Origin of the sequence: Arthrobacter sp. TWP1-1 (assembly GCF_049897845.1) — a bacterium.
GTDB lineage: Bacteria > Actinomycetota > Actinomycetes > Actinomycetales > Micrococcaceae > Specibacter.
The window spans coordinates 251,598-275,736 of sequence record NZ_JAFCXC010000002.1 but is presented as its reverse complement, the minus strand read 5'-3'; the positions used below and the strand labels follow the sequence as shown (position 1 = coordinate 275,736).

The window sequence follows — 24,139 nt, the reverse complement described above, 5'->3', positions numbered from 1 at the left end:
GCAGGATGGGACCATGATCACTGAACACGCCATCTTGCCGGTTATTGCTGGCAGGGAGTCCGATTTTGAGGCCGCCTTTGAACAGGCGCGCCACATCATTTCCGCCATACCCGGATTCCGCAGCCTGACGCTGTCCAGGTCCGTGGAATCGAGGAACGAATACCTGTTGTTGGTTGAATGGAAGCGGCTCGAAGACCACACTGTGGGCTTCCGAAAGTCAGCCAGCTACCAACAGTGGAAGAGCCTGCTGCACGAGTTTTACGAGCCTTTCCCCGTGGTGGAACACTTCGAGCGAGTCAACTCCGCCTCCCCCGCCACCTGAGCCGAGGCTAAGCGCCCCGGCGCGAGGCGGCGTCGTACTTAATCCCCGAACCGCACATCGGCGGCCGCGACCACTAATGCAGTGCGCCCCGGCGCGTCCTGAAACTGCCAGTAGAGGTTGGTGTGCGTGATGACGTCGGGAACGGCAGGAGCGCCCCACTGAGTCTTGTCTGAGGCGGTGTGGGCGTCACCAACCAGCGTGACATCGTAGCCTCGAGTGAAGGCGCCATGAATTGTGGAGCGGATGCACGCGTCCGTCTCGGCGCCGGCAACCACCAGCTTGCCAATGTTGCCACTGGCGAGAATGTCTTCGAGATCCGTGCCCTCGAAGGAGTCGCCGAACGATTTGTGCACCAAGGGCTCGTCCTCTAGCCGCACCAGTTCAGGGACGTATTCCCACCCCGGGGATCCCTTGGGCAGGTCCTCGTCGGAGTGCTGGACCCAGATGATCTGCGTGCCTGACTTGCGGGCCTCGGCCACTAGGACCTGAATGTTGGCCACGATAGGAGTTCGCTCGTAGGCCTCTGCCACGACGTCGTTCTGGACATCGACGACCACCAGTGCGGTTTTCGGGCGGTTGGGAAGGGTAGTCATGGGTATCCTCACGTTCGGGTCTGCATCGTTGCCGTACAAGAGACTACGCCAGCAACTTAGTACGCGGAACACCCGCCAACGAATCGGCGGCTTTTCCGGATTCGAACGCTACTTCTTGCCAGGCTTCGCCGATGGGATGGTGCTGCGATTGCCAGAGAGACTAGGGCGCTACGTGGTCCGCGGTGACGACGTGGTTTGGCCGAAGGGGCAACAGAAGGCGAATGTACTTAGCTCTTTGTAGCTGGCGCCCCGTGAAGGTGGGCCTGTCCGCCGTCGTGGTTAAGAATGCTGAGAATTTCCACGGGGCCTTGATGGGCGCAGATGGCGTGAGGGACCATGGTGGAGAATTCGGCCACCTCGCCGGGATGGACCAGAATGGTCCGCTCCCCCAGCTCCAACCGGACGATCCCGGACAGCACCGTAAACCAATCCCGACCGGAATGAACTCCGCGTTCCTCGGGGCGCTCGGAAGTGATGCGCATTTTGGCCACGGTTTTTCCATGGATGCCATCTTCACTTGAGAGAATCCACGTTGTCAGTCCCTGCGAATGGCCGGGATGCGGCCGGATCACCACGTCGTCCTCTCCCCCGGATTCAACTAGCGCATCCAGCGTGGTGCCAAACGCCCGCGCAATCGGCAGCAATTGATCCAGTGCAATCCTGCGATGACCGGTTTCAATTCGGCTTAGGGTCGAGGGGCTCAGCTGGCAGCGGGCAGCAAGGTTCTCCAGCGACCACCCGCGCGCCAGCCGCAGGCCCCGGATGCGTTGGCGGATGATGGCGTCGAGATCGGTTTCTTGCGTCATACGCAAAAGTCTATGCGTAAAACGCACAGAGCCGCTAGCGTGGAACCATGAGCGAACATTCACACCATCACGGACAAGCATCTGGCCACTTCCACACCCACACAACCGACGCCGAGTTGGCAGAAACGCTCAACCTCGACGCTCTCATACTGGGGTCCTACCTGGAGGCTGCCACTGAATGGGCAGCAGAATTGGCTCCAGACGCGGCCATCATCATGGACGTTGGCGCGGGTTCCGGAGCCGGCACCGTGGCTCTGGCCCGCCGCTTCCCTCAGGCCAGCATCACGGCGTTGGACAGATCTGCCGTCATGTTGGCGCAGACCCTTGCCGCAGCACAGGAACAAGGCATGGCTGGGCGCGTGGACACGATCGAAGCGGACCTCAACAACGCATGGCCTGCGAGCGCCTCGGCAGATCTCATGTGGGCTTCTTCGTCTCTCCATGAGTTGGCTGACCCGGAGCGCACCATGAAAGAGATGTTTGCGGCTCTGAATCCCGGAGGTGTGCTGATTGTCATTGAGATGGACAGCCTGCCAAGTTTTTTGCCCGAATCGATGCCCGAGGGATCCGCCGTCGACCCTGGTGTGGAAGGGCGCCTGCATGCCGCCTTGGCCGGTAGCGGCTGGAACCAGTATCCCGAGTGGACGGCGGGACTGGAACGTGTCGGATTCGCCGTCGAGCGGCGCCACTTCCCTACTCTGGGTAGTTCGACGCCGGAACTTTCCGCGCGCTATGCCCGCGCCTTCCTGGGCCGGATGGCTTTCGCGTTGGAAGGTACGGCGTCCTCAGCTGATCGGGCCTCTCTGGAGGTTTTGTTGGGCACTGGTCCCGAGTCCGTGGAGCGTCGTGGGGACCTAGTGGTGCGCGGGCATCGGACGGGGTGGGCGGCCCGCAAGCTCTAACCTCCTTCTCCCCATGGCATGTGGGCCTTAGGTTCGGGCCATGACGATCATTGGGTGGGCGCACGGGGACTTGATTAGCCTGGACGTACCTGCCTGGGCCGCCGCCCACCCTCCGGCATCTCACCATCGAATTCACACTCAATGGCGAACCCATGGGGAAAAGCTGCCAAGTACAACTTGACTGAGCGTTCCCGGGCATGCTGGACACGGCGCGCTAGGCTGGCCCCATGTCACCAACTAGCCGGGCATTGACCGCTGCCGAGCTCCTCTCCGGGCCGCGGGGCAGGCGTCTGTGCCTGGAACTTGCTGGACTTATTGCCGCTGAAGATGCGGTGGAGTCGCGGGAGGGTGGGTTCGCCCATGCCAGGTTTTATGCATCCTATGAGCTGGATCCGGGACGAGGGCAGTCGGTAGTCCTAGTAGGCGGTGATGCGGCGCCGCCGAAATTTACGTCCGCGGAGGTGGCTGCCCTCTTGGATGCCGTGCCTCTATCCCCTCCCTCTGCGGAGGTCCTGCTGCAGGCCCTCGTTGAGACTGTTGGTAACGCCCGCTACTGGCAGTTGCCCGACGGTGCGGATAATCTTGCGGCGACCCCCGAGATGCGGCGAGCGCTCATCCGCTTTGCTCAGGCAATCGTTGAATCGCCCCACGCATCCCTGTGGACCGAACCCGTTAATGTAAACGGGCAGTGGAGCGTAGCCCTCACGGAGGATCCGCCCCGCCCGCGGCCTGAAGCTAGGCCTGCTGCCGAGGCGCTGGAGCAGGCCCGGTTGAATCTGATCTTGGAAGAATTCACTGCGGCTCGGGATCGTCCCTCCGATCCGACGGCGAATTGGGGCGGAACGTGGTGGTCACGCCCCGAAGGCGTTACCGGCAGCACTGGTGCAATGCCAGAGCAGGGTCCCATTGGCCTATGGCTCGTTGAAGACGGCTTTGGTGAGCGGGCGGCCACCATCGAAAAGCTCGATGCTCCAACCCACCCCCGCATCTATGAGATTGACTCCCCTGATGCGTGGGCGCAGCTGTGCCGCGAGCAGTCAATCACGGTCACCTGCTCCAAGCGCCACGATTGGTACCGCACCACGGGTCGCTCCGGCGCGTGGGTCATGCCTGACTGGCAGCGCCTGCAAGAAAGGTACGACGGCGTCCACCTCTCGCTGGGTGGGTACCTGAGAACTGCGGGACTAGCCATCCCCGTCGGCGAGGACTTTGCTACCGTACTGGCCGGCTGGGACCCGGACACCACGTATTGGCTCCGGGATGTAGAACCCATTCCCGGCACACAGCAAGAATGGGAGCTGGACCGGGAGGGACGATGGTCCGCTGAGGCCAGTCCGGAAGCCACGACGGATTCGGGTATGAGACGTGACTGAGCCAGCTAGTTTCAGTTGGACCCCGACGGACGGAAGCCGGCGGCCTTTCGAGATCACCGCCGTCGTAGGTTACGGAGATGATGCCTGGGTGCGGGCATCTGCGGACGTGCTGCACTGGAAGGTCAAGACGCGCAGCGGTTTTCGCGTGGATTCGCCGGGCCCCGTGGTGCCCGGCGAGCGCGTATCCGTCACAGTTACCGCTCTGGGTGTGACAGTTATGGAGCCGGTGGAAGTTGTAGCTGTTGTTCAGGATGTTGCACGGGTTGGCTTTGCCTATAGGACCTTGCCGGGACATCCTGTCGATGGCGAGGAGGCTTTCATTGTGCATCGAGAGGGAGAAGAAGTCCTCCTCACCATCCGCTCACTGACTCGAGCCTCTCCCCAGCAACCGTGGCGTGCCCTCTACCCTGGGCTTCAGTTGATCCAGCGACTAGTGCGCTGGCGGTACCTACGATCACTGTCTTGAAGGGAATGGGTCTCCAACTTGCTGGGGTACACGTTCATGCCCGACGACGTCTTCCTTGCCTTTTGGGATGCCTACTCCGCTACCCCTAGCTAAGTACAACCGTTCTACAGCTAAGTTAGAAGCTTTATGACGAACCGCAGGAAATCCTCAGCTTCTCTTCAGTCATCGCTGTCATAGTTCCAAGCAACGTACAACCACCGAGGGGAAGCAAATGCGCAAGAAGTGGATCATTATCGGAGTCGTTGCCGTACTGGTCATCGTCGGAGGCCTGTGGGGTGGCAGTGCCATCTATGCAAGTCTGGAAAACAGCAAGGCCCCTGACCATCTAGCCTTGTCAACGCCGTCCGCGAGCGCAGCGGCAACTGGAGCCGCTACTGGCAGTGCTACAGCTGATTCACAAGCCACTGCCGACGCCGGAAACCTTGCCGGCGAGTGGAAGGTCGCCGATGGCTCCCAAGCCGGATACCGGGTCAAGGAAGTCCTCAATGGCCAGGACGTTACGGTTGTTGGGCGCACGGAGGGCGTTGAAGGATCGGCCACCATCGAGGGCACCAATCTCACCGCGACCCAGGTAAGCGTTGACCTTACAGGGGTTACAACAGACAACGGGAGCAGGGACAGCCAGTTTCTGGGCATTCTCAAGACGTCAGAGTTTCCCAGCGCCACGTTCACCTTGACGGAACCGGTAGACATCGCCGCCGTTAGCACCGGCGTCGCGACGGTCAAGGCGGTCGGTGACCTGACGATCGCCGGCACCACAAAATCAGTCACAGTTGATTTGCAAGCTCAGACAACGGGCAGTGCGGTAGAGGTACAGGGCAGCATTCCCATCACCTTCACCGATTTCGGCATCTCTGCACCGGATCTTGGCTTTGTGAAGGTGGAGGACGCCGGTTCGATTGAAATGCTGCTGCAGCTGAGCAAGTAACTCCAGCCCGCAGGCTAGCCCGCGCCGTCGGCAAATCCCATTCCGCGCCGCTCCAGTTCCGCACTCAGAATTCTGATGGACTTGGGGCCAACGCCATGGACTTCCAGCAGCTTAGCGGCGCTGACCTGCGTGAGTTGATCGAAGCGCGCGAACCCCTCCAGTCCCAGGGCCCTCATGGCCGGCTTGCCAATAGATCTCGGAAACTCGGTGGCGTCGTCGGCATTGCTGAAAGTCATCACGTTGCTCCTTGGGTGTGGTCATGGCCGTAACGCCCATTATCGCCCGTTTTCTAGCCCTATCGCGGAGCCCGGCGTCAGGTCTCACCGGGGCAATCGCAGATTAGAACATATCTTCTAATCTGCGATTGAGTGGGGCCCGTCACGTCCGTTCTAAAATGTCTGTGGCTGCACATAGGGTTGAACAAGCAGGTTTTGTCCACGTATTACGGGATCAGAACGAAGAACCCGAGAATGCAAGGACGTATCCCCCATGATGGGAGCCCATCACGCCGCCAGCGGAGCCGCCGTATGGCTGGCACTCACTACCCAGTTCGACGTCGGACTCGCTCCCCTTGCGCAGGTGTTCCCTGCGTTGCCTGAGCAGATCACGCTGGGCATGGGTTTGATGGATGTCTCCCCAACGGGTGTGGTAGCAGGAGCCTTAGTGGCAGCCGGGGCCGCACTGGTGCCCGACGCGGATCACCGCCACGCGACGATCGCCCACTCGCTGCCTCCCCTGTCCAACATCATGTGTATTCAGGTGGGACGACTCTCAGGAGGTCACCGGCACGGAACACATTCAATCCTTGGCTTGGCCGTTTTCATCGCCATCGCCGCGCTCGCAGGCATGTGGCGGATCGAGCTGCCAAATTTTGGCACCATCTACCCAGGTGCCGGAATACTTGCCGTACTTCTAGCCTCATTTGCGGCGAAGGCCCTGAAGATCATTCCCGACACCATGCGCAAATTTCCGTGGATTCTCGGACTTGCCGTCGGAGCGTTCGTCACGTTCTTTGCCCCGCAGGAACACTATTGGTTCCCAATGACCATGGCACTTGGCGTGGCCACCCATATTGCCGGTGACATGCTGACCACGGGTGGTTGCAATTTGCTGTGGCCACTGCGGATCCGCCCGCCTCGTTTCCTGCGCAAGGTGCCGCTGGTGAGAAAATTCTGGCGACCCAGCGGCAGTATCGCCCTACCCATCTTGGGCAACGCCGGATCCGTTCGCGAATGGCTACTGCTTGTCCCCATGAGTGGATATGTCATCTGGGCCATTGCAGACGCCGTGTTTTCCTGAGGCCACACCATTTTCAACGCCAACCATAGACGCCGGCTCCTCTGGCTCCGGGGACAACTGTTAACATGGCCCTAGGAGACCGTAAGTCACCGCACTCAGACAGGAATCAAGAACTGATGACAGCCTTGTACGTAAAGATTTGCGGGTTGCAGAATGCTGAAACCGTTTCCGCGGCCGTCGAGGCCGGCGCTGATGCCATCGGCTTTATCTTTGCGCCAGGCAGCCCCCGCACAGTTACAGCAGGGAAAGTCGCCACCCTCATTGGCCTTGTTCCCCAGGGTGTTGAGACCGTTGGAGTATTCCGCAACCAACCCCTTGACGAGGTTGTGGCCACAGCTCGCGCCGCACAGGTGACCACTGTCCAGCTCCACGGCGATGAAACTCTTGGAGATATGCAACGGCTCCATGAAGAAGGGTTCCGGACCCTCCGCGCATTTTCGGTCGAGGCCTACAGCTCCCTCGACGCCGTCGAGAGGCGCCGTTGGGCGTCGGAGCGGATCCTGCTTGACGCCGTCGAACCGGGCGCCGGTGTCACCTTCGATGCCAGCGCCCTTGAGGGTGGATGGCCCCATGGATTCTGGCTACTCGCAGGCGGGCTGAATCCCGCTAACGTTGGCGCCTTGATAACCGAGCTGGCACCTAGCGGTGTAGATGTTTCGAGCGGCGTCGAATCTAGCCGGGGCGTCAAGGACGTACAGCTGATCCGGGACTTTATCCACGCGGTTCGGAGCCATCGCCCGCTCCAGTCGAGCTAGCACTCCCCTGTCGCCGCTGAATCATGCCGCACGGCTGGCAAGGTGCCGGTAGGGCGGAAGCTGCGACCCATGTCGGTGGAAACCGCGCGAGGTACGAATGGGGTCAGATACGTCAGATTACACATATGCCTCGTCAGGCCGAACCGCTCCAGTCTGTACCAGGCACAGTGAAAAATGGCTCGCTCCTGCCCCTCGCCGTATTCTGACGGTGAGGGTCTCACCGTCCATTAGGGCATTTAAGCTCATAGTATTTACGTAAATGCCACCAGCGGTCTCATAATGAGAGCAATGGATGTCTTGGCAACGACGAGTTGTAATCATAGAAAGTGGGGGGACGTGCTTACACCTGATGACAGCGCCTTGCAGGCGGTTCGACGACGACATGAGCTGCGAGTCCTTGAATCGCTCGTAGCCCATGGAGGCCGAACCCGGCGGGAGCTTGAGACTGATACGAATCTCTCGCGGACCACCCTTTCGGTGATAGTCGGCGATCTACGGCAGCGCGGTGTGATTACCGAGCATGGTCAAGAAGTGATAGCTGGTGGGCGCAATGGAAGGCCCACCAAAGTCCTCTCCTTGAACCCCAATGCCGGGGCGGCCGTTGGCATTGAACTGGGTCGGCGGCGCATCAGCATTTCCGTCACGGGGTTCGATGGGTCCCCTGTAACCAACGAACTCCGTGAGATCTCCAGCTCTCTGGGGTTGGAAACCAAAGTGGAGCTGGCTGCGGACATGATTCGTCAACTCATTGACGCCGGTCGCATCAAGCCGGAGGCCATCATCGGCACAGGCATCGGAATTGCCAGCCGTCACGCCAACCCGAGCTCCCTCTCCGATGGTGCAGAGCGCCAGCTGGATCCGCAGGGGGTGACTCTTGACCCACTGCGCTCCGTCCTGCCAGGGCCGTTGCTGTGGGATAACAACATTCGCCTAGCCGCCATGGCGTACGGCAGGGACAGTGAGGACCTGCTCTATGTGGTGCTTTCGGCTGGCGTGAGTTCAGCCATTGTCACCAACGGCACGCTCCTTCGCGGTGGCAATGGAATCGCAGGTGAACTGGGTCACATCAGTGTCGACTTTGGTGGTCCACAGTGTTGGTGCGGGCGGCACGGTTGCCTGGAAAGCTTCATCAACGAAGCGAACGTACTCGCCGAAGCTGCTCACCGCGGGCAGTCATTCCCCTCCATTGCCGCCCTGGCAGAAGCGGCCGCCGATGGCAACGGGATTGCGCTCAGCATCGTTGACTGGGCTGGTGAAATGTTGGCGCGCGCAATGGTTGGGGCGACGGTCCTGCTCGATCCGAGCCGCGTCGTGATTGCCGGTGAACTCTCCCAGTTTGGCGAACCGCTTCTAACTCCCGTTCGACGTGCCATTGCTGAACAACGCCTTGATCTGGGCCCGCGAGTCATAGACTTCGGCGTGGCACCGTTTGCGCCCACGGCCGGCAGTGACGGGGCGGCGCATATGGCACTCAGTCGCTGGGCCAGGACGCCAGCTTCCTAGGCGCAACAAATCGTCAGCAACGGCAACAAAAGCTCATCCGACGTCATGCGCGGTCTATTTATGTAAACAGCCTTGACATCATGTGATTCGTGTCATACGTTTGTGCCATGGCAGCAAAAGACACCGTCACTTCGGTCCACACCCCACCCACCCCCGTCGCCGTTGCGACGGGGGCCCGCCGAGGCTCAGCCTCCGCTAAGCACCCCACAAAGAAGAGCGATTCACGCACCCGCAAGCTCAGCCGCAAGGCGCTGCTTGCCATCAACGTTGTGTCCGTTGCAGCCGGACTGGCCCTGTGGGCCGCGTTGGCAGCCACGGGCATGGTTGGACTTCCCGGTCCTCTCGAGGTACTCGTCCGCGGAGGGGAAGTCCTCGCCGACGGCACGCTCGCCGAAGATACAGGCGCCTCCCTGGCCCGCGTTTTGAGCGGCTTCTTGATTGGCAGCCTCCTAGCCGTCCCCGTGGGATTCCTCATGGGCTGGTATCAGGTTGGCCGGGCCATCATCGAACCCTGGGTGCAGTTCTTTAGGACCATTCCTCCTCTGGCACTGCTCCCCCTCGTCATGGTCACCATGGGAATCGGCGAAACCCCAAAGATCTTCGTGATCTTCCTTGCCGCATTCCTCTCCTGCGTGATCTCCACCTATCAAGGCGTGGTCAGTGTGGACAACACACTCATCAACGCAGCACGCGTACTCGGGGCCAACAGCTACGTCATCTTCATGCGTGTTGTGGTTCCAGCATCTTCACCCTTCATCCTGGTAGGCATGCGGATCGGCCTCGGCGCCGGCTGGGCAACCGTGGTTGCAGCCGAACTACTCGCGGCTCCAAACGGCCTCGGCATGCGCATGCAGCAGGCCCAGCAGTTCTATGACATGCCGACCATCCTCGTCAACGTAATCGTCATCGGAATCCTGGGCCTGGTCATGGACCGCCTCCTCCTGATGATCGAAGCCCACCTGACCCGCTGGCAAGAACGCCGCTAAGGACTTTCCTCATGACAACCGACACAAAAAATGCCATGATCCGCTTTCAGGACCTCCGCCAGGAATTCACCCTGACAGGCACAACTTTCACCGCCCTCGACGGCGTGAACCTCGACATCGCGGACGGCGAATTCGTCACCGTGGTTGGCCCGTCGGGCTGTGGCAAATCCACCATGCTCAACGCCGCTGCCGGACTTCTGCAACCCACCAGTGGCCAAGTTCTGGTCGACGACCGGGAGGTGCAGGGACCCAGTACACGCACGGGCGTCATCTTCCAGCAATACGCACTTTTCCCGTGGCTCACCGTCCGCAAGAACGTTGAGTTCGGTCTGGAACTCAAGAAGGTTCCCGCTAAGGAACGTCGCGTCATTGTGGATCATTACCTGGAGCTGGTGGGCCTGACCCGCTTCGCCGAGGCCCTGCCCAAGGAGCTCTCCGGTGGCATGAAGCAACGGTGCGCCATCGCGCGTGCCTATGCCGTGAACCCCGAAATCCTGCTCATGGATGAACCCTTTGGCGCCTTGGATGCACTAACTCGCGTACATATGCAGGAGCAACTGCTGCAGACCTGGACCAAGGAACGCCGAACCGTCATGTTCGTCACCCACGACGTGGACGAGTCCGTGTTCCTGGCATCGCGCGTCATTGTCATGGCCGCACGCCCGGGGCGAATCTTCAAGGAAATCAAGGTCGATCTGCCGTACCCCCGCACGGAGGAAATGCGCCTTTCCGATGAATTCGCCAAACTTCGCTCCGAAGTATGGGCCGCCGTGTACCACCAGCCCGGCGTCGCCGAAGCGCACCAATAGGGCCACCGCTTCACCTCTCTACTTCTTACCTCTTATTGCTCCACTCACCGTTCAAACAGTGCCCTGTGCACACACAATCAGGAGGACCCATGTCCACGTCATTCTCCCGCCGCAACGTACTTCAACTTTCAATGGGCGCAGCCGCCATTTCACTGCTGGCCGCTTGCGGTGCCAAGGACGACGGCGCGAAAGCCGCCGGAGCTGCTGGCAAGGAGGCTGTGGAGATCAAGGTTGGCTACATTGCCGATTACAACGGTGCTGCGTTGATGGCCGTGGCAGATCAGGAAGGTCTGTGGGCGAAGGCAGGCCTGAAGCCCAAGTACCTTCCTTTCACGAACGGCCCCTTGGCTATCCAGGCGCTGGGCACGAACAACGTTGATGTGGCCTACATTGGCTCCGGTGCCTTGTGGTTGCCGGCCTCAGGCAAGGCCGAGATTTGGGCAGTCAACTCCGTATCTAATGCCGACCGCATTATTGCTCAGGCCGGAATCAACTCCTTGGCGGATCTCAAGGGCAAGAAGCTTGCAGTGCCCACGGGAACCTCGGGAGACCAGCTCTTCACCTTGGCTTTGGAGAAGGAAGGCCTGACCCGGGACGATTTCGAAGTGACAGCCATGGAACCGCCGGCCATCGTCGCGGCCTTTGCTGCAGGCCAGATCGACGGCGCAGCACTGTGGTACCCGCTCATCGACAGCGCCAAGAAGGGCAAGCCGGACCTGGTGGAGTTGTTCTCAAACGAGGACTTCATCGACAAGTTCACCTTCCCCTCAACTTTTGTTGCCGCTCCGGGACGCGCGGCCAAGGACAAGGAGTTGGCCACGAGCTTTATCTCAGTCATCAAGGCCGCCAACGATTACCGTCTGGCAAATCAGGAAACAACCATTTCCGCCACGGCCACATTCCTCAAGCTGAAGGATGCGGATATGGCTGCTCAGGCAAGCGTAGCCAAGCTCTTCAGCTCCGAGGAACTGGCTAAGTTGTCCACCGACGGCACCGTCAACACCTGGCTCAACGCTCTGCAGGAACAGTTCAAGACGGCCGAAAAGATTCCGGCAGTGGTTGATCCCAAGACGTTCTACGATGCCGCCCTCTACGCAGATGCCCCGGCGGTCTAATCTAGCCATGACAACCGCAACACAGGCAAGTAAGCGCCAAAACATGCTGTTCATCATGACCGATCAGCAGCGTATCGACACCCTAGGATGCTACGGAAATACCTCTCGCCACACGCCCAACCTTGACCGGTTGGCGGCGCGCGGTACGACCTTTGACAGGGCATACACCCCGACAGCCATCTGCACACCGGCCCGCGCTAGCTTGCTAACAGGCTTGCAACCCTTTGAACATGGCTTGCTGGCCAACTACGAATGGAACTCCGGACACCGCGAGGAGCTTCCCGATGGATTGCCGACGTTCTCAGCTGCACTCCTAGATCAGGGCTATCGGCTCGGTCATGTGGGCAAGTGGCATGTTGGTAAGGATCGTGGACCGGAACATTATGGCTTCGAAGGGGTTCATCTCCCCGGTGCCTTGAATGTTTTCGATGATCCGGGGTATGAGGGCTGGCTCAAGGCAAACGACTACCCAGACTTCCATATTTCCAGCCCCGTCTACACCACGCGGGCAGATGGTAGCCAGGGGCATTTGATTGCCGGCGTGACGGATCAACCAACGGAAGCGACGTTCGAGGCGTTTCTGGCAGATCAAACCATTGCCAAGCTGCGTGAATTTGCCGCAGGGGCATTGCAGGAGGATGGTGGCCAGCCGTTCTTCCTGTCCTGTCACATCTTCGGGCCGCACCTTCCGTACCTGATTCCGCAACAGTGGTACGACATGGTGGATCCGGCCACCGTGGAATTGCCCGGCTCCTTTGCCGAGACGTTCCAGGGTAAGCCCATGGTGCAGCAGGCCTACGCCGAGTATTGGTCCACTGACTGTTTCACCGTGGATGAGTGGAAGAAGCTCACGGCCGTGTACTGGGGCTACGTGTCCATGATCGATCATGAAGTGGGGCGAATCCTTGAAGTCATGGACGAACTGGGACTCACGGACTCTACGGCCGTGATGTTTACCGCCGACCATGGCGAGTTCACGGGTGCGCACCGGCTCAATGACAAGGGCCCGGCCATGTATGAGGACATCTACCGAATTCCGGCCATCCTTGCCCTTCCCGGAGAACAAGAGCGCCGCGAGGACCGCTTCATCAGTCTGCTGGATTTCACTGCCACGTTCCATGAAATCGCCGGGGCGGACGCCTCCGGTGTTCGCGGCCGCAGCCTGCTGCCCCTGGCACACGGTGAGGAGGTGGAAGGTTGGCGTGAGGACATCTTGTGCGAATTCCATGGCCATCACTTCCCGTATGCCCAGCGCATGCTGCGCAACAAGGAGGTGAAGTACATCGCCAATCCCGAAGGCATCGACGAGTTTTACGACATGATCACCGATCCTGACGAGCTCAACAATGTCATCAATGTCCCTGTCTACCGGGACCGAGTTGCCACCATGCGCCGGGCCATGTACCACCAACTGAACGCTAGGGGCGACAAATTTGGCCAGTGGCTGGCCTTTGCCGGGGACATCCCGGAAGACGAACGCGTGCGTCCGGTAACCGCCGTCGAACGGTTCATCACCCAGTAAATAAATCCAATAAATCAACCCCCAACGGATGCCTCTTGCGGTCCACGAGAAGTAAAGCGAGTATTCGATTGAAAGCATTAAGAAGAACGACGACGGCCGGGCTCGCCTGCGCCGCTGCGCTCGGTTTGTTTGCTGCGGTCTTACCCACAGCCTTCACTGCTCTGCCGGCCCAAGCGGCACCGATTGTGGGGCCTCCCCCGGCGCCGGTGCAGCAACCCATCAACGTTGCGCTGACGGGGAAGGCCACAGCATCCAGCGTTGAATCGGCACTGCCGGGCAACACAGCCGCGATGGCTATCGACGGCAACACCAGCACCCGCTGGTCGTCGAGCTATGTCGACGCAACGTGGCTCCAGGTGGAACTTGCTGCGGCTGGACCCATTGACCATGTGAAGATCAGCTGGCCCAATGCCGCGGCCAGGGCATATACCTTGCAGACGTCCTTGGATGGCGTCACATGGACTGATGTCAAGGCCATGACATCAGCGACGGGCCCTGGCCGGGTCGATGAAGTGCAATTGGGTGTTGCCAATGCTAAGTTCATTCGCATGATGGGTGCGAAGCGGTGGTCAACGTTTGGCTACTCCATCTCAGAGTTTGAAATCTACGACAGGGCCCAGCCGGTTGTTCCTGACAATCTGGCATTGGTACCGCTGCCGGTTGCATCGGCCACGACAGATGCCGGATCTTTTCAGCTGACACCATCTAGCCGAATTGTTGCCTCGGGCGCGGCCAGAGACGCGGCCACCTATTTTGCCGAGAAGGCCCGCAAAAGCACGGGGTTCAAACTGCCTGTGACCGCGGGACTTGCTACAGCGAACGACGTCGCCTTCACCGTGGCGCCGGAAAGTTCTGAGGACAAGCCCGAAAGCTACACGATTCAGGCGGATGCCAATGGTGTCAAGGTGGCCGCAAATACCTCCGCGGGGGCACTCAATGGTGTGCAAACTTTGCGCCAGTTGTTCCCTCAGTGGATCGAATCGGACACTGTTGTCAACACGCCCTGGACTGTGGACGGGGTGGTCATTAGCGACTACCCGCGCTACGAATACCGCGGCATCCAGATCGATGTTGCCCGTTCCTTCTACACCGTTGATGAGATGAAGGAGCACATCGACAACGCTGCGCAGTTCAAATTCAACATCTTGCACCTCCATCTGACGGATGATCAAGGATGGCGCATCGCCATGGATCAACCGGCGGTCAATCCTGCAGGGATCAAGTACACAGATCTGACAGATATCTCCGGCAAGACGGCCATGACCTACAACGATGCCGGGGTTCTTCAGGGTACGGAACTTGGACACACAGGTTTCTACACCAAGGCCGACTATCAGGCGATTGTTAGCTACGCCAGTGAAAACGGCATGGTGGTGGTTCCCGAGATTGACATGCCCGGGCACACTACGGCTGCCCTGCACGCCATTCCGGAGCTGAACTCCGCTGGCTCTGCGCCTCAGCCGCTGGCGGGCACTGACACGGCGCCGGCCCAGGGATCCGGCAACGTGGGTGAGTCCTCGTTCGACGCGGACAACGCGACAACCTACGAATTCACCAAGGAAGTCCTGACGCAGATGGCCGCCATGACACCAGGCCCTTATCTGCACATAGGTGGGGACGAATCGCATTCCACGCCAACTGACAAGTACCAAAAAATGGTTTCGTCCTTCGCCAACCAAGTGACCGACATTGGCAAGAGCGTTATCGGTTGGAATGAATATTCCGCGGCGACTCTGCCCGCAAACTCCGTTGTCCAGTACTGGGCCGGCAACCGCCAGAATGTCGCCAATCGGGTTCTAGCGAACGACTCGAAGGTCATTCTGTCCCCCGCCGAGAAAACCTATGTCCCGCAGAAGCAAGATGCCAGCCAGACTGCCGGCGGGACCTGGGCCTGCGGTGGCCCCTGCACGCTGCAAAACCACTACGACTGGGATCCCGGAAAATACCTACCAGGTGTGGGTGACGATCGTGTGCTGGGAGTGGAAACCGTCCAGTGGGGCGAATGGATGCGCGGCATGGACCAGACCGAAACGTACCAGTACCCGCGTGCATTGGCCACGGCCGAGGTTGCCTGGTCACCACAGACAAACCGCAAGTACGCTGACTTCAGCAAACGAGTTGGAGCGCTTGGCGGACGCATGGCCCTTGAAGGCATCAACCACTTCAAGACCACTGGCGTCAACTGGACTACAGTAACGGCGGTCCCTGACACCACCCCGGCCCTGGCCGATACCTCGTCACTGCCGGCGGTCTCCCCCATTGACCTGGCTATTCCTGCAACGGCGTTTCACGGCGGCGCGTACCTGACGCTCAATAACCTGCCAACGAACGCGTGGTTGCTCGTGGCCCTCGAGGCCACCGAGAAGGCTCGCGGGAATGCAGATGGCTCGGTGTGGGTTCGCAGCAACGCGCAGGGCACTGCACCGTTGAGCGTTCCGAAGGGCGTGGTGCCCGGCGACTACAGCGTGACTGTGCAGGGCGAGACCGGCTCGCTGCTCGGATTCGCCACACTGGCAAGGTCGGTCCCTGCCAACGGTGGAACTGACAGTTGACACGACGGCCGAGCTGACCAGCGCGGCCGAAGAGGCGCAACACGTACGAAGTCATGAAGTTAGATGAGAAAGCCGGGACCCTAGTCATAGGGTGCCCGGCTTTCTCATTGACCGGTAGTGCGGTCCTTCAAAGAGACAGTTGTTGCCGTCGAAGCACTGCTGTTCGTCGTTTCGGAGTGCAACCGCAATGGCCTAGCAAATAGCCGTCTAGCTCAGAAGGCCGCCCGCCGCGAAGACGAGGTTGGCGAACCGCTCCCCCATCAAGCGATGGGTTTCGGTGTCCGGGTGCAGTGCATCCGGCAAGGGACGTACGACGGCGTCTGCCTCACCATAGAGGGCCAAACCGTCCAGGTAATGTAGATGGGCATCGGTGGTGGCACGCTGGGCGACAATCTTCTCGAGTTCGTCCCGGATCACACGGAGGCTGAGTTTGCCCGAGCTGGTCTCGGCCGGGTTGCCCGTTGCGCAGAAACGCATTTCCCCTGCCGCCAAGGCTTCCATGTCGAAGGCTCCGGGGCCAGGCGTATCTTCGTGGATGCCACAGAAAATCGGAGACACGACCAACAGTGGCGTGTCCGGGTGCCCGTCGCGGATGGTATCCAGAAACCCGTGTACGGCAGGGCCAAACGCGCGCCGTCGCATGAGGTCGAGATTCACCAAGTTGATGCCGATTTTGACGCTGATGAAGTCGGCCGGCGTATCTCTGATGGTCCTTGCCGTAAACGGATCCAGCAGAGCGCTCCCTCCAAAACCCAGATTGGTCAAGCCAACATCGCCTGCACGGGCGGCAACAGCTGGCCAGATCGCGGTCGGACGCGTTGCGTTGGAGCCGTGACTGATGGAACTGCCATGGTGCACCCAAGCACGCGGGACATCAGCGGTTGGCGCCTCGACGCCTGCATTGCTGCGCAGTTCGGCGAGCTCGGTGACCTCGTTGTGCGGAAGCCAGATCTCGACGTCCTTCATACCCGCGGGGAGATTAACGAAGCTGCTGGTGCAGACTGGACCTTCGTTGCTGCTGGCGCTTCCGGTGCTCATGTCGACAACGGTGGCATTGCCACCGTTGGTCGCCGAGCTGTCGACGAGGTCCCCATTGACAAGCAACTCGATCACTCCGTCGGGCCGGGCGGGGGCCCCACGGTACATGATGCGGGTACGGACGGTATCCAACTCGAGCTCAGTAGCGTCGGTTCGGAAGACGATCCGGACTCCTGAGGGCTGTGATTCCGCCATCAATAACTGTGTGTCGCCGTCGGCCTGGGCTCTGGCCCGCGCTGGCAGCCGATGCGGAAGTATCCCACGGCTGGTCGTTTCTAGCTCAAGCGCTCCCCTGATAAATTCCGCAGGGATGGGCCGTGTTCTTGTCCAGTTCAAAGTGTGTGCGCTCCAAGGTACTCGGTATGTAAGTGGTCCAGCTGCTATCCCCGGCGGACGCTCCAGGCCCAAACGATCAGTGGCACCTGTAAAGGGAGACGGAAAGCATGGATCCGCCGAGCCTGAGGTGTTCCTTCCGGTCCCCATGCTCGCTTGAGGGCAGAAATGTGTCCGGCCGTGAACCCCGCGAACATCAGGGTGGTTCCGGTTGCAGCTGCCTTACGCGTACGCGGTACTACCAGCCCCAAGGCCGCCAGCGCCTCCGGTGCGGCCGAGGCGATTACCCATTGATGGCGGGTAAGGAGGCCGCTCATGCCGCCTTTGTCACTGCACAAGGACGGCGGTACCACTGGGTAATAAAACTTAGGGTTCCGGAGATGGTTGACAGCGCTGGCACCCAACAGGGTAGCTAGGGCCCACGTCTTGAGCGTGTTTGCTTTCATGGATCCATCCTCGCACGCCGGGCAGCACTGGCTGTGGCGATCATGCGCGCAGGCTCGACACGAGGGCCGCAAGGCCTATCAAGATCACCAAGGAGAAACCCGCGGTGCTGATTCGGTGCTGGGCAGCGGCGGTGATCCTGCCACGAAACAGTTGTCCAACGAACACCAGACCCAACTGCCACACCAGGGATGCGAGGGCAACTCCCGCCACGAAGGCGGTGGCGCCGGCGAACGAACCCAGTGGACGCCCGAACCCCGTCAGCAGGGCGACAAAGTAGACAAGTGTGGCCGGGTTAATGGCAGTCAATCCAGTGAAGAGCATGAATCGTCGCGCCCGCCCGCGTGGCTGCACTGTGGATTCATCCTCCGACGAGGACCTGCCGTTGTTCGCTTTGACCACTCCGACTCCGCCGAGCAGCACGAGGACAAGCCCACCAAACAGGCCAGGCCAGGCTCCCCATGAGGAAATGACGGGCGCCGCCGCCAGCCCCAAGGCGACAGCGAGAATACAGTAGATTGCATCCATTGTTGCCACGGCAGCTGCAGCGGGCGAAGCTTCCCTGAATCCCCACGTCATTCCTTCGCGAACTAGAAGAATGCCTATGGCCCCTAGGGGTGCGGCCAGCCCCACCCCTGCCAACATTCCTGCTCCGAGCGCCACATATATTTCCATGACTCCATGATGTCGCCACCAACTCGTCCAGACCGAGAATTTTGTGGATCGACGGTTAGAATCGCGGTATGGACACCATAGACAGCCTTATTCTCAAGATTCTGGGCCAAGAAGCGCGAATTTCCTTCAGTGACCTTGGACGCCGGATTGGCCTGAGTACCAATGCCGCGTCGGCCCGTGTCCGGCGCTTGGAGGACGACGGCGTCATCCTGGGTTACCAGGCAATTCTCGCCGACGATGCGGCCGGGCCAGGCTCAAACCTAGAAGCGTTCATCGACATCCGGCTAAAACCCGACGCAGACTCTGCCACGTTTCTGGCTTGGGCAAAGACAACACCGGCGGTGCGGGACGCGGTCCATGTCACTGGGCCCTACGACTACATCCTGCATGCCGTTGTCCCCACGACGAAGGCCTTGGATCAGCTACTGCGGTTGCTCAAATCAGAAGGCGGCGCAGCGCAAACCCAGACCAGGCTCGCTCTGCGGTAGTCGCATCGATCAGGCGGCAGCCAGCTTCCGGCGTCGTGCTGCATTGTGGCGGGCAACGATCAATCCGTGTCGCGGGCTGAACAGGTAGACCAGCGTGAAAGCCGCGCCTTGGGTCAGCACCACCATGCCACCGGAAGCAGCATCAAGGTAGTAGCTGGCATAAAGCCCCACGATGGCGCACGCCACCGAAATGGCTGGCGCGAGAACCAACATGCGGCTAAAGCGGTCGGTCAGCAGATACGCCGTCGCACCCGGAATGATCAGCATGGCCACCACCAGGACGACCCCAACGGCCTGCAGGGCCACCACGGATGTCAAGGCCAGCAACCCCAAAAGGAAAGCCCCAAGAAGCCGCGGGTTCAGCCCGATGGCGTGGGCATGGGTTGGATCGAAGGCGTACAGGGTGAAGTCGCGCCGCTTGAAAACAAGGATGGTGAAGGTGATGGCGCCGAGCACCATGACCTGAATCAGATCGCCCTGGCTGAGCCCCAGCAGATTGCCGAAAATGATGTGTGAGAGATCGGTCTGGCTCGGCGTGACGGAGATCAGGACGAGTCCCAGGGCAAAGAGCGTGGTGAAGACGATGCCGATGGCGGCGTCCTCCTTGACTCGGCTGGTGCCGCGCACGGCGCCGATCAAGGCCACGGCCAGAAAACCGAACAGCACCGCACCGACGGCGAACGGAGCGCCGACGATGTAGGCCAGCGCAACGCCGGGCAAGACCGCGTGGGAGACGGCGTCGCCCATGAGGGACCAGCCAATGAGCACCAGCCAACAAGACAACACCGCGCACACGACGGAGGCCACAACCGTCACGGCAAGTGCGCGCTGCATGAAAACGTAGTCGAACGGTTCCAGCAGGAACTCAAAAATACTCACAGGGCGTCCTCGCTTCGATTGATGACGTCCAGGCCAAAGGCCAGTGCCAGATTTTCGGGACGCAAGACTTCCTGGGGCGTACCGTGCATCAAGACGCGCTGCATGAGCAAGGCGGCTTCATCGGCCAAGCCGGGCAATGCGTGCAGGTCGTGGGTTGAGACCAGAATGGTGGCACCCTCGTGTGCCATCTGTTTCAACAGTGCACAGATGGTGGCCTCGGAGCGCTTGTCCACGCCCGCAAAAGGCTCATCCAACAGCAGGGTAGTGGCTCCCTGTGCAATGCCTCGGGCCACGAAGGTGCGCTTCTTCTGGCCACCCGAAAGCTGCCCGATTTGTCGCTGCGCATACGCAGAAAGTTCCACGCGCTCCAGGGCGTCGGCAACTGCCAGTTTGTCGGCTTTTCGCGGGCGCCGGGCCATGCCCATATGTCCATAGCGGCCCATCATGACCACGTCTTGGACGGACAGTGGAAACTGCCAGTCAACGTCCTCACTTTGGGGCACATAGCTGACGGCACCGGACCGTCGGGCCTTAGTTGGGGTGTCGCCCGAAATGGTGACGGTTCCGGCGTCGGGCTTCACAAGGCCCATAATGGCCTTGAAGAGTGTTGACTTTCCCGAGCCGTTCATGCCGACGAGGCCACAGATTCGCCCCTTTTCAACCTTCAGAGTTGCCGCGTCCAAGGCCAAAACGTCCCCGTAGTGGACGGTTACCGCGTTGACGTCGATGGCTGTGTTCACTTTGCAGATCCTGTCGCTGCGTCTGCAGTCAATGCGTCCGCAATGACCTTGGAGTCATGCCGGATCAGCTCAAGATAGGTGGGCACGGGTCCATCGGCCTCGGAAAGCGAGTCAACATAGAGGGTCCCGCCGAACGCGGCATCCGTGGCCTCGACGACCTGTTCCATGGGAGCCGGAGAAACGGTGGATTCGCAGAATACGGCCGGCACCTTGTTGTCTCGAACAAATTCAATGGCGCTGGCGATCTGTTGCGGCGTGGCCTGCTGCTCTGCATTGACTGCCCAAATGTATTTCTCGGTCAGTCCAGCATCGCGAGCCAGATAGGAAAAGGCACCCTCACAGCTGACAAGCGCGCGTTGGCTCTTCGGTAGCACCGAGAGTTTGGCAACGAGTTCGTCCTGCACCTTTTGGAGGGATGCTTTGTAGGCAGCCCCATTGCTTTCAAAGGTGGCGGCATTGGCCGGGTCAAGTTTAGTGAAGGCGTTCACCATGTTGTCAACGTAAATCTGCACATTGGCCGGTGACATCCATGCATGCGGATTAGGCATGTCCTTGTACGCATCCTCGGTAATGTTGATGGGCGCTACACCCTCCGTCATGACGGCATGTGGAGCGTCTAAGTCCTGTACGAACTTGGCGAACCAGGCCTCTAGGTGCATGCCATTGTCGAGGATCAGATCCGCTTTGCCCGCCTTGCGGATGTCCCCCGGCGTTGGTTCATAGCCGTGAATTTCTGCGCCGGGCTTGGTAATGGATTCGACGCGTAGCTTATCCCCTGCGACGTTCTGGGCGATGTCTGCCAAGACAGTAAATGTGGTCAGCACTACCGGCCTATCGTCATCCGCGTTAGATCCAGCGGAATTGGAGTCAGGACCGCAGGCGGTGAGGGACAGGGCAAGAACTATGAAGCAGGCTAGGGTGCTTCGGCGTAGCGGCTTCATTGGCGTCGCATGGAAGATCGGCATGCCACGATGCTAGTTTAGGCATACCGAAATATCAAGAGCAGGAGGCCCTGAAGCCGCTACAAGGTGGTGGCGCCGACCGTCTCACGAGCGGACTCAATCTCCCCTTCTACAACGTCAACCCGGCGAGTTTTGAGAACTCGGCGGGAACGGGAGCTCAACTTCCTGGCGACAACATCGACGATGCCCCCAATGGCACCGGCAACAACGACGGCAACGACAAGACCCAGGAGCGGATTCTCGCCTAGCCATGCGCCGGCCAACGTCCCAATGCCAACGCTATAAGCGCCCCAGAGAGAGGCCGAGAGAGCTGAAATGGCCACAAATTTCTTCCGTGGAAACCCGGTGGCACCTGCCGTCAGATTTACGGCCACCCTGGCCCCAGGGAGAAATCTGGCCACCAAGAGCATAGACACTGCCCTGCTCTCCAAGCCACGTGCAGCCCTGGCAAAAGAGCGCTGCATCAGTGGGCGCCGCATCCACTTGAATCGTGTTCTGCCTATGCACCGACCAAGAACGTAGGCGACGTTGTCACCTAGGAAAGCTCCGAGCACCCCGGCCAGCAGTAGCATCCACAGACCATGTCCCCCATGGGTGGCGGCCAGTGCCGCCATAGCTACAAGGAGGGCCTCACTGGGAATCGGCGGGAAGAAGCCGTCAATGAGACATGCCAGCACTACGGCGGCGTAGATCCACGGCTGTTCCGCCGCGGCAAGCAGAAACTCAGTCACCCTAAACCACCTTGAAACACTAGCAAAGCCTGAATTCTCATGCCCTTAACTCTACGGACAGTTGCGAGGAGGCACTATGGGGGAAACCCCCGGTTTCGACCCCGGGGTTACCCCCAAGTCATCCCTAAACTCGGACTGCAGAAGCCCTGGCGGACCAGCTCAGAAAGCCGGGGAACCGCCGTCGAACTTTCTTCCTTTCTGAGTGAATACTGGGAATAGAAGCGGCGTATTTGGCGCTTACCATTGTGACTTCTGCTTTCACGGGCGCCGGCCCTTGCGCATAACAGTCCCGGCAACCCACATATTTTCATCCTCGAAGGATTCAGGACCCCTTATGTCTATCTCCCACCTTGAAGCCCCTGACAGGCTCTCGGCAAGGGACCGCACCACCATTACGGTGTTGCTGGTTTCAGCGTTTGTCGTCATTTTGAACGAAACCATCATGAACGTGGCATTGCCGCGTCTCATGGAAGAATTCCAGGTCTCACCCTCGGCTATTCAGTGGCTGGCAACGGCCTTCATGCTCACCATGGCCGTTGTCATTCCGGCAACGGGCTACCTCCTGACCCGCCTGCCCATCCGGACTGTGTTTATGCTGGCCATGGGCCTGTTCTCCGCCGGCACATTGCTGGCCGGAATTGCTCCTGGCTTTGAGGTGCTGCTGGCCGCCCGCGTGGTTCAGGCCTCGGGTACGGCGATCATGATGCCCCTGCTCATGACCACCATTTTGGATTTGGTCCCGTCAAACCGTCGCGGCGCCGTGATGGGTAACGTTTCCATCGTGATCGCCGTAGCACCTGCCATCGGCCCCACCCTCTCCGGACTCATTCTGCATTCGTTGTCGTGGCGCTTTATGTTCCTCTTTGTCCTGCCCATCGCCGTGATTGCTTTGATCCTCGGCTCGCGTCTGCTGCCTCGCGACAGCAAGCACGCGACGTCCAAGCTCTCCGTCCCCTCCGTGTTGCTGTCCATTCCGGCATTCGGCGGCTTGGTGTACGGGCTCAGCGGGATTGGTTCACCCGATGCCCAGACTCACCTGATCGCCACTTGGGCGCTCGGCGTCTCCTTGGTGTTCCTGGTCAGCTTCGTGCTCCTTCAGCTGCGCCTGCAGCGCAAGGATGCGGCCCTGCTGGACATGCGCCCGTTCCTGCACCGCCAGTTCACGCTGGCCCTGGCGCTGATGGTCATGGCCATGGTTGCACTGTTCGGTGTCATCATCTTGCTGCCCATGTACCTGCAAACCGTGCGCGGGCTCGACGTGCTGACCACCGGGTTGCTGATGCTCCCCGGCGGTTTGCTCATGGGCCTGCTGGCCCCCTGGGTAGGAAAACTGTTCGACAAGGTGGGGCCGCGCCCGCTGCTGATTCCCGGTGGCATCTTGCTCTCCATCATCCTGTTCAGCTACACCCAGCTTGATCAGAACACCCCGCTGCCGATGATCATCGGCCTGCACCTGCTGATGTCGCTCGCTCTGGCATTCATCTTCACACCGGCCTTCACGGCGGGGCTAAACCCCCTGCCGCATTCGCTGCACTCGCACGGCGCAGCAGTTCTTTCCACGCTGCAACAGCTTGGCGGCGCCGCGGGCACAGCGCTTCTGGTGGGCGTCATGTCTGCCGGAACAGTGGCCGCAGCTGCGACCGGCAAGGATGCGATTACGGCTCAGGCGAGCGGATTCAGCAACGGCTTCATGGTTGCTGCCTGCGTGTCCCTTGGCATCGTGGTGATTGCGGCATTCATGAGCAAGGGTGCCACTGATTCGGCGCCCGGCGCTCCGGCAACTGCCAAGGATTCTGTGGCGGTTCACTAACCGTTCCTGAAACCAAAAGCGTGGCGGGGGGGGGGGGGGGGGTATAGAGCGCGGCCGCCCCCCCGGGGGGGGGGGGGGGGGGGGGGGGGGGTGGGGGGGGCCCCCCGC

At 60.3% G+C, this 24,139-nt stretch carries 25 protein-coding genes; 15 read left to right on the top strand and 10 right to left on the bottom strand.

Annotated features, from left to right (window positions below):
• Window positions 1–13 precede the first annotated feature (13 nt).
• On the top strand, window positions 14–322 hold the full coding sequence (locus ACP7B9_RS04590; protein ID WP_425861180.1) for an antibiotic biosynthesis monooxygenase family protein: 309 nt from the start codon (window positions 14–16) through the stop codon (window positions 320–322).
• A 38-nt stretch (window positions 323–360) separates the two neighbouring features.
• On the opposite strand, the gene ACP7B9_RS04585 is transcribed toward ACP7B9_RS04590, so the two are convergent.
• Complete coding sequence (locus tag ACP7B9_RS04585) at window positions 361–915, bottom strand: isochorismatase family protein (protein ID WP_425861178.1); 555 nt, start codon at window positions 913–915, stop codon at window positions 361–363.
• A 227-nt stretch (window positions 916–1,142) separates the two neighbouring features.
• Complete coding sequence (locus ACP7B9_RS04580; protein WP_425861177.1) at window positions 1,143–1,721, bottom strand: helix-turn-helix domain-containing protein; 579 nt, start codon at window positions 1,719–1,721, stop codon at window positions 1,143–1,145.
• A 47-nt stretch (window positions 1,722–1,768) separates the two neighbouring features.
• On the opposite strand from ACP7B9_RS04580, the gene ACP7B9_RS04575 reads away from it, so the two are divergent.
• The 4 genes from ACP7B9_RS04575 (at window position 1,769) to ACP7B9_RS04560 (ending at window position 5,390) form a co-directional block, all read left to right on the top strand.
• Window positions 1,769–2,623 (top strand): class I SAM-dependent methyltransferase, encoded by an 855-nt coding sequence (locus ACP7B9_RS04575; protein ID WP_425861175.1) that lies wholly within the window; start codon window positions 1,769–1,771, stop codon window positions 2,621–2,623.
• A gap of 227 nt (window positions 2,624–2,850) precedes the next feature.
• Entirely contained in the window at window positions 2,851–3,996 is a 1,146-nt protein-coding gene (locus ACP7B9_RS04570) for a hypothetical protein (RefSeq protein ID WP_425861173.1), read from the top strand.
• Entirely contained in the window at window positions 3,989–4,462 is a 474-nt protein-coding gene (locus tag ACP7B9_RS04565) for a DUF1990 family protein (RefSeq protein WP_425861171.1), read from the top strand. Before ACP7B9_RS04570 ends, ACP7B9_RS04565 begins: the two co-directional genes overlap by 8 nt.
• Window positions 4,463–4,673: 211 nt before the next feature.
• Entirely contained in the window at window positions 4,674–5,390 is a 717-nt protein-coding gene (locus ACP7B9_RS04560) for a YceI family protein (RefSeq protein ID WP_425861169.1), read from the top strand.
• A gap of 14 nt (window positions 5,391–5,404) precedes the next feature.
• Here ACP7B9_RS04560 and ACP7B9_RS04555 read toward each other — a convergent pair whose 3' ends face one another.
• Window positions 5,405–5,626: a hypothetical protein gene (locus tag ACP7B9_RS04555; protein WP_425861167.1), complete on the bottom strand. Its 222-nt coding sequence runs from the start codon at window positions 5,624–5,626 to the stop codon at window positions 5,405–5,407.
• 253 nt (window positions 5,627–5,879) lie between these two features.
• Here ACP7B9_RS04555 and ACP7B9_RS04550 point away from each other — a divergent pair, with 253 nt between their 5' ends.
• The 8 genes from ACP7B9_RS04550 to ACP7B9_RS04515 all read left to right on the top strand — a co-directional run bounded on the left by ACP7B9_RS04550 (window position 5,880) and on the right by ACP7B9_RS04515 (window position 15,931).
• Entirely contained in the window at window positions 5,880–6,689 is an 810-nt protein-coding gene (locus tag ACP7B9_RS04550) for a metal-dependent hydrolase (RefSeq protein ID WP_425861165.1), read from the top strand.
• Window positions 6,690–6,805: 116 nt separating this feature from the next.
• A complete protein-coding gene (locus ACP7B9_RS04545) occupies window positions 6,806–7,444 on the top strand; it encodes a phosphoribosylanthranilate isomerase (protein WP_425861163.1) in 639 nt (212 codons plus the stop codon).
• Between the two features lie 576 nt (window positions 7,445–8,020).
• Entirely contained in the window at window positions 8,021–8,947 is a 927-nt protein-coding gene (locus ACP7B9_RS04540) for an ROK family protein (protein ID WP_425861161.1), read from the top strand.
• Window positions 8,948–9,054: 107 nt separating this feature from the next.
• A complete protein-coding gene (locus ACP7B9_RS04535) occupies window positions 9,055–9,933 on the top strand; it encodes an ABC transporter permease (RefSeq protein WP_425861160.1) in 879 nt (292 codons plus the stop codon).
• A gap of 11 nt (window positions 9,934–9,944) precedes the next feature.
• A complete protein-coding gene (locus tag ACP7B9_RS04530) occupies window positions 9,945–10,742 on the top strand; it encodes an ABC transporter ATP-binding protein (protein ID WP_425861158.1) in 798 nt (265 codons plus the stop codon).
• Between the two features lie 89 nt (window positions 10,743–10,831).
• On the top strand, window positions 10,832–11,857 hold the full coding sequence (locus ACP7B9_RS04525) for an aliphatic sulfonate ABC transporter substrate-binding protein (RefSeq protein WP_425861156.1): 1,026 nt from the start codon (window positions 10,832–10,834) through the stop codon (window positions 11,855–11,857).
• A 7-nt stretch (window positions 11,858–11,864) separates the two neighbouring features.
• Window positions 11,865–13,379, top strand: coding sequence for a sulfatase-like hydrolase/transferase (locus ACP7B9_RS04520; protein ID WP_425861154.1), 1,515 nt, complete (start codon window positions 11,865–11,867; stop codon window positions 13,377–13,379).
• A 68-nt stretch (window positions 13,380–13,447) separates the two neighbouring features.
• A complete protein-coding gene (locus ACP7B9_RS04515; RefSeq protein ID WP_425861152.1) occupies window positions 13,448–15,931 on the top strand; it encodes a family 20 glycosylhydrolase in 2,484 nt (827 codons plus the stop codon).
• Between the two features lie 207 nt (window positions 15,932–16,138).
• Here ACP7B9_RS04515 and ACP7B9_RS04510 read toward each other — a convergent pair whose 3' ends face one another.
• From ACP7B9_RS04510 to ACP7B9_RS04500, 3 genes are read right to left on the bottom strand one after another with little or no spacing between them, the layout of a single operon-like run.
• The gene (locus ACP7B9_RS04510; RefSeq protein WP_425861150.1) at window positions 16,139–17,305 is read right to left on the bottom strand and encodes an SGNH/GDSL hydrolase family protein; all 1,167 of its coding nucleotides are present in this window, start codon (window positions 17,303–17,305) and stop codon (window positions 16,139–16,141) included.
• A 44-nt stretch (window positions 17,306–17,349) separates the two neighbouring features.
• Entirely contained in the window at window positions 17,350–17,748 is a 399-nt protein-coding gene (locus ACP7B9_RS04505; RefSeq protein WP_425861148.1) for a DoxX family protein, read from the bottom strand.
• Window positions 17,749–17,788: 40 nt separating this feature from the next.
• Window positions 17,789–18,421, bottom strand: coding sequence for a LysE family transporter (locus ACP7B9_RS04500; protein ID WP_425861146.1), 633 nt, complete (start codon window positions 18,419–18,421; stop codon window positions 17,789–17,791).
• Window positions 18,422–18,489: 68 nt separating this feature from the next.
• On the opposite strand from ACP7B9_RS04500, the gene ACP7B9_RS04495 reads away from it, so the two are divergent.
• Window positions 18,490–18,909 (top strand): Lrp/AsnC family transcriptional regulator, encoded by a 420-nt coding sequence (locus tag ACP7B9_RS04495; RefSeq protein ID WP_425861144.1) that lies wholly within the window; start codon window positions 18,490–18,492, stop codon window positions 18,907–18,909.
• A gap of 9 nt (window positions 18,910–18,918) precedes the next feature.
• On the opposite strand, the gene ACP7B9_RS04490 is transcribed toward ACP7B9_RS04495, so the two are convergent.
• Genes ACP7B9_RS04490 through ACP7B9_RS04475 form a run of 4 tightly spaced genes read right to left on the bottom strand, consistent with a single transcriptional unit; the run spans window position 18,919 to window position 22,221 of the window.
• Window positions 18,919–19,743: a metal ABC transporter permease gene (locus ACP7B9_RS04490; protein WP_425861766.1), complete on the bottom strand. Its 825-nt coding sequence runs from the start codon at window positions 19,741–19,743 to the stop codon at window positions 18,919–18,921.
• Between the two features lie 41 nt (window positions 19,744–19,784).
• The gene (locus ACP7B9_RS04485) at window positions 19,785–20,528 is read right to left on the bottom strand and encodes a metal ABC transporter ATP-binding protein (protein WP_425861142.1); all 744 of its coding nucleotides are present in this window, start codon (window positions 20,526–20,528) and stop codon (window positions 19,785–19,787) included.
• Entirely contained in the window at window positions 20,525–21,493 is a 969-nt protein-coding gene (locus tag ACP7B9_RS04480) for a metal ABC transporter substrate-binding protein (protein WP_425861140.1), read from the bottom strand. The genes ACP7B9_RS04485 and ACP7B9_RS04480 overlap by 4 nt, the downstream gene beginning before the upstream one ends.
• 56 nt (window positions 21,494–21,549) lie before the next feature.
• Entirely contained in the window at window positions 21,550–22,221 is a 672-nt protein-coding gene (locus ACP7B9_RS04475; RefSeq protein ID WP_425861138.1) for a DedA family protein, read from the bottom strand.
• Window positions 22,222–22,555: 334 nt separating this feature from the next.
• Between ACP7B9_RS04475 and ACP7B9_RS04470 the strand changes: the two genes are divergently transcribed.
• Entirely contained in the window at window positions 22,556–24,031 is a 1,476-nt protein-coding gene (locus ACP7B9_RS04470) for an MDR family MFS transporter (RefSeq protein WP_425861136.1), read from the top strand.
• The last annotated feature ends 108 nt before the right edge of the window (window positions 24,032–24,139 follow it).